The sequence below is a fragment of the Luteibacter sp. 9133 genome, from assembly GCF_000800155.1.
GTDB classification, from domain to species: Bacteria; Pseudomonadota; Gammaproteobacteria; order Xanthomonadales; family Rhodanobacteraceae; genus Luteibacter; species Luteibacter mycovicinus.
In genome coordinates, this window is record NZ_JUHO01000001.1 from 1013965 (window position 1) to 1022877 (window position 8913).

Here is an 8913-nt window from a genome sequence, read left to right on the forward strand (position 1 = left end):
CTTGATCTAAGGTTACAAAAGAAACTTCACGCGCCTACTGACAAGGGCATGCACATCGGGTTAACGTGGGTGTCCCGCAACGCACCAACCCCCCATGGCCCTCTCTACCTTGTCGCTCCGTTCGCGTTTCCTGCTGGGTTTCGTCGTGTGTGCCGGCCTCATGGCCTTCGCGCTCTACGCACAGTACGTCATGCATCTCGATCCGTGCCCGCTGTGCATCTTTCAGCGCATCGCCGTCTGCACGATGGGTCTGTTCTTCCTCATCGGTGGCCTTCACTCGCCGAAGAGCCGGTCGGGGCGTGTCGTCTATGCGACGCTGATCACGCTGGGTGGACTCTGGGGCATCGCTACGGCGGGACGCCATCTCTGGTTGCAGTCCCTCCCAGCCGATCAGATCCCCGCGTGCGGTCCCGGCCTGGGCTATCTGTTCGACGCATTTCCGTTCACGAAGATGCTCAAGCTCGCGTTCACCGGCTCGGGTGAGTGCGCCAGGATCGAACCTATCCTGGGCATCCCCATGCCGGGCTGGACCCTGCTCTGGTTCGTGATTCTGATCGTCTGGGCTCTCCTGGCCATCCGCCGCACCGTTCGCTGATTTTCTCGCGCCGCCAAGGCGCCATTACGAAGGCACCGCCGTCATGCAGCACTCCCTCAAAGCCGTAGTTCCCCCGTCCGCCGAATGGACGCCGGGGTCGTGGCGGTCGAGGACCGCCCTCCAGCAGCCCACCTATGAAGATCAGGCGGAGCTCAATCGTGCCCTGGGTCAGCTGGGTGAACTGCCGCCGCTGGTCACGTCGTGGGAAATCCTCACGCTGAAGCAGCGCATTGCGGAGGCGCAGGACGGCGAACGATTCCTGCTTCAGGGTGGCGACTGCGCCGAGAGTTTCGCCGACTGCAACAGCCCGATCATCTCCAACCGCCTGAAGGTGCTGTTGCAGATGAGCCTCGTGCTCGTGCACGGCATGAAGAAGCCGGTGCTCCGGGTGGGTCGCTTCGCGGGTCAGTATGCCAAGCCACGCTCGGCGGACACGGAGACCCGTGACGGCGTCACGCTTCCAGCGTTCCGTGGCGATCTGGTCAACAGCCCGGAGTTCACTCCGGAGGCGCGTCGCCCGGATCCACAGCGCTTCATCAAGGCGCATGCGCGTTCGGCGATGACGATGAATTTCGTCCGCGCCCTGATCGACGGCGGTTTTGCCGACCTGCATCACCCGGAATACTGGGATCTCGCCTGGGTCGACCACTCGCCGCTGGCTGCCGAATACAAGCGCATGGTCGCGACCATCGGCGACTCGCTGCGTTTCATGGAAACGCTGGCCGGTCAGTCGATCTCCAGTTACTCGCGTGTGGACTTCTACACCTCGCATGAAGCGCTGCTCCTGCATTACGAGGAAGCTCTGACTCGCCAGGTGCCGCGTCAGGACGGCTGGTTCAACCTGTCGACGCACTACCCGTGGATCGGTATGCGCACCGCGGCACTCGACGGCGCTCACACGGAGTACTTCCGCGGCATCCGCAACCCGATCGCCGTGAAAGTCGGCCCCACGGTTCAGCCGGACGAACTCATCCGGCTGATCGATGTGCTGAATCCGACGGAGGAGCCGGGCCGTCTGACCCTGATTCATCGAATGGGGAACGACAAGATCGGTACGCAGCTGCAGCCGTTGCTCGAGGCGGTCAAGCGCGAAGGCCGGCGCGTCCTCTGGGTCGCCGATCCGATGCATGGCAACACCGAAAGCACCAGCAACGGCTACAAGACGCGTCGTTTCACCAATATCGCGGGCGAGCTCGACCAGGCGTTCGATATCCATGCGGCCGCCGGCACGCGTCTTGGCGGTGTCCATCTCGAACTCACCGGCGAAAACGTCACGGAGTGTCTCGGTGGCGCGCGCGGTCTGGTCGAGACGGACCTCGATCGCGCCTACAAGTCGATGGTCGATCCACGGCTGAATTACGAACAGTCGCTCGAGCTGGCGATGTTGATCGTGAGGAAGTCGGGCGGCATGGCCTGACTTCAGTGAAAAAGGCTCCGGGAACGGAGCCTTTTTTTCGTTACCGCGCCGGTGAATGACGTTTGCGCGCCCAGGCAACATGCTCGCGGACGATCGCTGAGGCATCGTCGGCACGCGCCTCGAGTGCCTCGACGACCTCCCGGGACGTAGGCGCATTGCCCAGGCCGACGGCCAGATTACGCAGCCAGCCCTCATAGCCCGTGCGGCGGATCGCCATCCCTTCGGTGCGCGACAGGAATTCCTGCTCGCTCCATGCGAAGAGATCGATCAGCCTGGGGCCATCGAGGCTGTGCCTCGGAGCGAAGTCGGGCTCCGTGGCCTCCTGTGCAAACTTGTTCCACGGGCAGATCAACTGACAGTCATCGCAACCGAAGACGCGATTGCCGATTGGCGCGCGCAGCTCCTCGGGAATGCTGCCCTTGAGTTCGATCGTCAGGTATGAAATGCATTTACGTGCATCGAGCCGGTATGGCGCCACGATGGCCTGGGTCGGGCAGATGTCGATGCAACGGCGGCAGCTGCCGCAATGCGCGCTGGCGGGTTCGTCCACGGGCAGCGGCAGGTCGGTGTACAGCTCACCGAGGAAGAAATACGAACCCGCGCGCTTGTTGATCAGAACCGTGTGCTTGCCGATCCAGCCTAGGCCCGCGTTACGGGCCAGCGCCTTCTCCAGCACCGGCGCCGAATCCACATACGCCCGATAACCGAAGTCGCCGATGCGCTCGCCAATCTTCGCCGCCAGCTTCTGCAGGCGGTTGCGCATGACCTTGTGATAGTCGCGTCCCAGTGCGTAGCGAGCGACGTAGGCTTTTTCGCCGTCATGGATCACGTCCCAGGCGTTCGCCGTGCCGGGCGGGATGTAATCCATGCGTACGGACACCACGCGCAAGGTGCCTGGCTCGAGTTCAGCCGGGCGGCTGCGACGTGTCCCGTGGCGCGCCATGTAATCCATCTCGCCGTGGTGACCATCGGCCAGCCAGCGTTCCAGGTACGCCTCGTCGTGGCCGAGGTCCGTGCCGGCGATGCCGACGTCCGCAAAGCCGAGCTCGCGCGCCCAACGTTTGATGTCGGTGGCGAGTGCGGCGTAGTCGGTGTCGGTGGTGGCGGGCATACGTGCATTCTACTTGGCCCTCCTATAATCCTCCGATGACCGCACCCAACCTCGATATCGCCCTCTTCACGTCCGGGCAGGCCCGTGCCATCGACCGGCGCGCGATCGACGAACTCGGCATCCCGGGCTTCGAACTGATGACGCGTGCCGCGGCGGCCGCCTATCGGATGCTCCGGCTGCGCTGGCCGCAAATCCGGCGACTCAGAGTGGTGTGCGGCCCGGGAAATAACGGTGGCGACGGCTATCTGGTCGCGCGCGATGCGCTGCGAGATGGTCTGGCCGTCGACCTCCTGGCACTCGGCGTACCCAGTGGCGCGGACGCCTCTCAGGCACGGCAGGCCTTCGAGGCCGTGGGCGGCCGCGTTGAGGCCTTCGAGGCGTGGCCCTCGCTGCCGGCCGCCGAACTGATCGTGGATGCGATCTACGGGACGGGACTCAATCGCGCACCGGAGGGCGAGGCCTGCAAGGCGATCGAAGCGCTCAATGCCGCGAAGGTTGCCGTGTTCGCGCTGGACGTGCCCTCGGGACTGAACGCAGACACGGGCGACTGTCCGGGTGTGGTCGTCCGCGCCGACGCCACGGCGACCTTCATCGTGCACAAACGCGGCTTGCATACGCATCGGGCCGAGGTGGCGGGCGATATCGAGCTCCATTCACTCGACCTGCCGGACAGCGCGCTGGAGTCGCCGGACGCGTGCCTGCTCATCGAAGCCTCGTTGCCGCGTCGTCCGCGGGATTCCCACAAGGGCAGTAACGGCCATATCCTCGCGATCGGCGGCGACCACGGTACCGGCGGTGCCGTACGCATGGCTGCCGAGGCTGCGCTCCGGACGGGCGCGGGACTGGTCAGCGTGGCGACCCGCGAGGAGAACGTGCTGGCGATGAATGCCGCGCGCCCGGAGTTGATGGCACATGGCGTCAACGGCCCGCAGGCGTTGCAGCCCATGCTCGACAAGGCATCCGTGGTGGCCCTCGGTCCCGGACTCGGCCAGGCGGCCTGGGGGCACGCTCTCTGGACCACCGCGCTGGACGCCGGCTTGCCCACGGTGCTGGATGCCGATGGGCTCAATCTGCTTCACGCCGAGCCGCGCGCACTTCCGGAACACATTGTCCTGACCCCGCACCCCGGTGAAGCGGCACGCCTGCTCGGCGTCGAAACCGCGGCAATTCAGGCCGATCGATTCGCGGCGGTCCGCGAGCTGGCCCGGCGCTACCGCGCCGTCGTCGTCCTGAAGGGCAATGGCAGCCTGATCGCTTCGCCCGAGGGCGAGGTCGCCGTATGCCCGTGGGGGAACCCGGGCATGGCGAGCGGCGGCATGGGGGATACCCTGACCGGTATCGTCGCTGGCTTGCTGGGGCAGGGATGTAGACCTTATGAAGCCGCTTGCCTCGGCGTGGCGCTGCATGCGCGCGCCGCGGATGTGGCGGCGCGAGCCGGCGAGCGTGGCCTGCTTGCCGGCGACCTGCTCGAGCCGCTTCGCCGGCTCGTCAACGGGCTACCCTCATGAGCGGCGCCGAGCGGATTCTCCCTGACGAGGAAGCAACCCTCACCCTCGGCCGCAGTGTGGCCGGGGCGTTTCCCGGCGGTCTGGTCGCCTTCCTGCATGGCGATCTCGGCGTGGGGAAAACGACGTTCGCCAGAGCGTTTCTTCGCGCGCTCGGTGTCGGAGAGCGCGTAAAGAGCCCCACTTACAGCCTCGTCGAGGGCTACGACATCGGCGATCGTCGTGCCTTTCATCTCGATCTGTATCGCATCGCGGATCCCGGCGAACTCGAATGGCTGGGCCTCGACAGCCTGGCCGAGCCCGGCGCCATCGTCCTCGTGGAATGGCCTGAGCGCGGCGCTGGGGCGTTACCGCCTGTCGATCTGGAGCTGTACTTCCGACATGCCGACGGCGGCCGCGCCGTTCGGCTCGAGGCGCGGACTCCCACGGGTCGGCGACTTCTGGAAGCCCTCGGCGACTGACCTTCCTGTCGCTGTTTGGAGCGCATTCCTGTACGCGCGTTGACGAAGGTTTCGCAGGTTATGGATTATCAAGGGAAAAGATATTGCATTCGTCGGGCGCATGGAGTTCAATCCGGGCCATATGAGGGGAATCACTAACAAATTAGGCCTGCTTGCGTGCGTGACCGCCGTCGCGACGTTTGCTCCTGCCGCCTCGAATGCGGCCGACGTGAAGGCAGCCCGCGTCTGGGCGGGCCCGGAATACACCCGGGTCGTTTTCGATCTCTCCGGTCCGGCGACCTACAAGATGTCCCAGGGAGACACCCCGGGCAGCGTGGTGCTGGATATCGCCGGCAGCTCGGTGACGGGGGATTTCTCCGCGCCAGGCGCGCAGGGCCTGTTCAAGTCGATGACGACGGGCAGGCAGGGCGGCGGCGCCCGCCTGGTCGCCAGCGTCGATGCAAGGGCGAAGCCGAAGAGTTTCCTTCTGAAGCCGGCCGGGGACTACGGGTACCGGCTGGTGCTCGACCTTTACCCGGGCGGGCAGAGCGACCCCGGCGATAACAGTCCAACGGACAACGACACGCCCGCGATTGCGAAGGCTGCCGCGCAGGCCGATGCGGAAGCCGCCGCGGATACGCCGACGGTTGCGCCCTCCGGCGGAAAACGCGGCAGGGCTGGAAAGACGGCAAAGACGATTTCAGCCGGCTCGCCGCCGATGCTGACCGGTGAGCGCAAGGTCGTCGTCGCGATCGATGCGGGCCACGGCGGTGAAGATCCCGGTGCCAGGGGCGCTACAGGACTGCGCGAGAAGGACGTCACGCTGCAGGTGGCGCGCGAACTCGCGGATCAGATCAACCGCCAGCCCGGCATGCAGGCCGTCCTGACCCGTAACGGCGATTACTTCATTCCGCTGAAGCGCCGCTACCAGATCGCTCGAGAGCACAACGCGGACATGTTCGTGTCGATTCACGCGGACGCGTTCAAGAACGGCGATGCCAAGGGCTCGTCGGTCTGGGTGCTATCCCCTCGCGGAAAGACGTCGGAGGCCTCGCGCTGGCTGGCTGACCGCGAAAACCGCGCCGACCTGGTCGGCGGCGTCTCGCTGGACGACAAGGACGATTCCCTCGCCGCCGTACTGCTGGATCTCCAGCAGGGCTACGCGATGCAGGCCAGCGAATCCATCGCCGGCAACGTGCTGAAGGCCCTCGGCCGCCTGGGCCCGACCCATCGCGGCTACGTCGAGCGCGCCAACTTCGTGGTGCTGCGTTCGCCGGACGTCCCCTCGATCCTGGTCGAGACGGCCTTCATCACGAATCCCACCGAAGAAAAGCGCCTGCGCGACGACGGTCACCGTCGTGAGCTGGCGACCGCGGTGCTCGGCGGCGTGCGCAACTATTTCGAGTCCATGCCGCCCCCGGGCACGTGGTTTGCCGCGCAGGCCGCGCGCCGCAACGGCACGTCGCTGGCTTCGACGGCGGCGAGTGCGCCCGCCGCGCCGGCCGTGGCCTCGGACGCCGGGGCCGTGGCATCGGACGCGGTCAAGGCGGCGACGACCCGGGTGGTCGCCAGTCGTGAGCCTGTCGCGAAAGCCCCCGCCAGCCGGGCACCGACGCCCGCACCCCGATCAGAACCCGAACCCCTCAAGGGCGGGGCCAAACGTCCGCCATCCGACGCCATCGTCGTGCAGACCGTCGATGCTCCGCCGAAGCCCGCGGCGCCCGCCGGCCGCGCCGATGACAACGTGCGCGACCTGCACCGCGTCAACCGCGGTGAGACGCTGACCGGTATCGCCCAGCAGTACGGCGTGTCGGTCGGCGCGCTCAAGAGCGCCAACAAGATGAACGACAACAACGTCCGCATCGGGTCGGTGATGGTTATTCCGTCGAGCTGACGGAGTCGCCTTGGGCTATCCTTTCGACCTGAACGCAGTCAGGTCGTAAGCCATGCCCATTCGCCCCCTGCCGCCCGAGCTGATCAACCAGATCGCGGCCGGCGAAGTCATCGAGCGGCCCGCCTCGGTGGTCAAAGAGCTCGTCGAGAACAGCATCGACGCAGGCGCCCGCCGCATCGAGGTCGATATCGAGCAGGGCGGCTCCCGCCTGATCCGCGTGCGCGACGACGGCGGCGGCATTCCTCGCGACGAACTTGCCCTGGCCGTGGCCTCGCATGCCACGAGCAAGATCGGCAGCTTCGACGACCTCGAGCGCGTCGCCAGCATGGGATTCCGCGGTGAAGCCCTGGCCTCCGTGTCATCGGTGGCGCGGTTCGCGCTGACGTCCCGTTCGACCGGTGAAGACGCCGCCTGGCGTATCGAGGTGGATGGCGGTCGCCTGCAGGAAGCGCGTCCCGCGCAGCATCCGCCGGGTACCACGATCGAGGTGCGCGACCTGTTCTACAACGTGCCGGCCCGACGCAAGTTTCTCCGCGCCGAGCGCACCGAGTTCGCTCACATCGACGACCTGCTGAAATCGCTGGCACTGGCGCGAGAAGGCGTCGATATCCGCCTGTCGCACAATGGCAAGCCGGTGCGGCTGCTGAAGCCGGCCCGCGACGAACATGCCGCGCTGGCCCGTGTCGCCGAGGTCCTCGGTCCGGAATTTCCGGGCCAGTCGCTGCGGGTCGATCACGAGGCGGCCGGTCTGCGCCTGTCCGGCTGGGTGGGGCTGCCCACGGCATCCCGTTCCCAGGCCGACCAGCAATATTTCTACGTCAACGGGCGCCTCGTCCGCGATCGCATCGTCGCGCATGCCGTACGCCAGGCGTATGCCGACGTGCTGTTTCATGGTCGTCATCCGGTCTTCGTGCTGTTCCTTACGCTGGATCCGGTCGGCGTCGATGTGAACGTGCATCCGGCCAAGAGTGAAGTGCGCTTTCGCGAACAGCGACTCATCCACGATTTTCTTTTCCGGACTTTGCACGAGGCGCTCGCGCAGACACGCGCCGGTGTCGCCGCAGCGGCGGGCGAAGGCTCCGTGGCCATGGTGGGCACGGTGGGCTCGGGCTTCGTGCAGCCCGGCTTTACCGCCACCCAGTCGTCGGCTCCTCCGATGGCCGCCTGGCCGCAGGCGGGCAGTCAGTCGCGCCTGACACTCGGCGTCCGCGACGAGCCGCTCGCCGGCTATGCCACGTTGTTCGGCAGCACCGCATCGGCGCCGCGCCCCTCGACGTCGTGGACGCCGCCAGCCGGCAACGAGCCGGAGTCGGGTGGCGACGTCCCGCCGCTGGGGTATGCGATCGCGCAGCTGAAGAACATCTACGTACTCGCCGAGAACGAGCACGGGATGGTGCTGGTCGACATGCACGCGGCGCACGAACGAATCACTTACGAGAAGCTCAAGAACGGTCGCGTCACCGCCAACCTGCGCTCGCAGATGCTACTGGTGCCGTTGTCGATCGCGGTCAGCGCGCGCGAAGCCGCCGCTGCCGAAGAGCATGCGGACGCACTGGGTGAGTGGGGCCTGGAGCTGTCGCGCAGTGGCCCGTCGGGCGTCGTGGTGCGGCGTATCCCATCGCTGCTGGAAGGTGCCGATGTGGCGCAGCTGACCCGCGACGTGCTCGGGGAACTCGCCCAGCACGGCAGCTCACGTCGTCTCGAGGAGCTCGAAAACGAACTGCTTTCGACGATGGCGTGTCACGGCTCGGTACGGGCTGGCCGACGCCTGGGCATTCCTGAAATGAACGCTTTGCTTCGCGAGATGGAAGCCACCGAGCGCTCCGGTCAGTGCAATCACGGCCGGCCGACCTGGGTGCAGTTGTCGCTGGGGGAGCTGGACAGGCTGTTTCTGCGCGGTCGCTGAATCCGTGTATGCTGGACGGATAGACGTCCAAACCGGGGTATCGCC

Annotated in this window: 7 protein-coding genes; 6 read left to right on the forward strand and 1 reads right to left on the reverse strand. The window is 66.4% G+C overall.

Annotated elements, in window-relative coordinates:
* Positions 1-94: 94 nt before the first annotated feature.
* Together FA87_RS04335 and FA87_RS04340 are read left to right on the forward strand one after the other, a co-directional pair.
* Positions 95-595, forward strand: coding sequence for a disulfide bond formation protein B (locus FA87_RS04335; protein ID WP_036115428.1), 501 nt, complete (start codon positions 95-97; stop codon positions 593-595).
* Positions 596-638: 43 nt separating this feature from the next.
* Positions 639-2012, forward strand: a complete 1374-nt coding sequence (locus FA87_RS04340) for a 3-deoxy-7-phosphoheptulonate synthase class II (protein WP_036115425.1) — start codon at positions 639-641, stop codon at positions 2010-2012.
* A gap of 40 nt (positions 2013-2052) precedes the next feature.
* Here the strand turns inward: FA87_RS04340 and queG are convergent, their stop codons facing one another.
* The gene (queG, locus tag FA87_RS04345) at positions 2053-3123 is read right to left on the reverse strand and encodes a tRNA epoxyqueuosine(34) reductase QueG (protein WP_043692617.1); all 1071 of its coding nucleotides are present in this window, start codon (positions 3121-3123) and stop codon (positions 2053-2055) included.
* Positions 3124-3158: 35 nt separating this feature from the next.
* Here queG and FA87_RS04350 point away from each other — a divergent pair, with 35 nt between their 5' ends.
* From FA87_RS04350 to mutL, 4 genes are all read left to right on the forward strand, one after another.
* Complete coding sequence (locus FA87_RS04350; protein WP_043692620.1) at positions 3159-4631, forward strand: bifunctional ADP-dependent NAD(P)H-hydrate dehydratase/NAD(P)H-hydrate epimerase; 1473 nt, start codon at positions 3159-3161, stop codon at positions 4629-4631.
* Positions 4628-5089, forward strand: a complete 462-nt coding sequence (gene tsaE / locus FA87_RS04355; protein WP_043692623.1) for a tRNA (adenosine(37)-N6)-threonylcarbamoyltransferase complex ATPase subunit type 1 TsaE — start codon at positions 4628-4630, stop codon at positions 5087-5089. The genes FA87_RS04350 and tsaE overlap by 4 nt, the downstream gene beginning before the upstream one ends.
* Before the next feature lie 121 nt (positions 5090-5210).
* Positions 5211-6962 carry an N-acetylmuramoyl-L-alanine amidase gene (locus tag FA87_RS04360; RefSeq protein ID WP_043697369.1) on the forward strand — a complete coding sequence of 584 codons (1752 nt, stop codon included), beginning with the start codon at positions 5211-5213 and terminating at the stop codon, positions 6960-6962.
* Positions 6963-7014: 52 nt separating this feature from the next.
* Complete coding sequence (gene mutL, locus FA87_RS04365) at positions 7015-8868, forward strand: DNA mismatch repair endonuclease MutL (protein ID WP_043692625.1); 1854 nt, start codon at positions 7015-7017, stop codon at positions 8866-8868.
* Positions 8869-8913 lie beyond the last annotated feature (45 nt).

Bases quoted from the DNA above. Each gene is read 5' to 3' on its own strand.
- FA87_RS04335 (WP_036115428.1), top strand. From the start codon at position 95: ATGGCCCTCTCTACCTTGTCGCTCCGTTCGCGTTTCCTGCTGGGTTTC.
- FA87_RS04340 (WP_036115425.1), top strand. From the start codon at position 639: ATGCAGCACTCCCTCAAAGCCGTAGTTCCCCCGTCCGCCGAATGGACG.
- queG (WP_043692617.1), bottom strand. From the start codon at position 3,123: ATGCCCGCCACCACCGACACCGACTACGCCGCACTCGCCACCGACATC.
- FA87_RS04350 (WP_043692620.1), top strand. From the start codon at position 3,159: ATGACCGCACCCAACCTCGATATCGCCCTCTTCACGTCCGGGCAGGCC.
- tsaE (WP_043692623.1), top strand. From the start codon at position 4,628: ATGAGCGGCGCCGAGCGGATTCTCCCTGACGAGGAAGCAACCCTCACC.
- FA87_RS04360 (WP_043697369.1), top strand. From the start codon at position 5,211: ATGAGGGGAATCACTAACAAATTAGGCCTGCTTGCGTGCGTGACCGCC.
- mutL (WP_043692625.1), top strand. From the start codon at position 7,015: ATGCCCATTCGCCCCCTGCCGCCCGAGCTGATCAACCAGATCGCGGCC.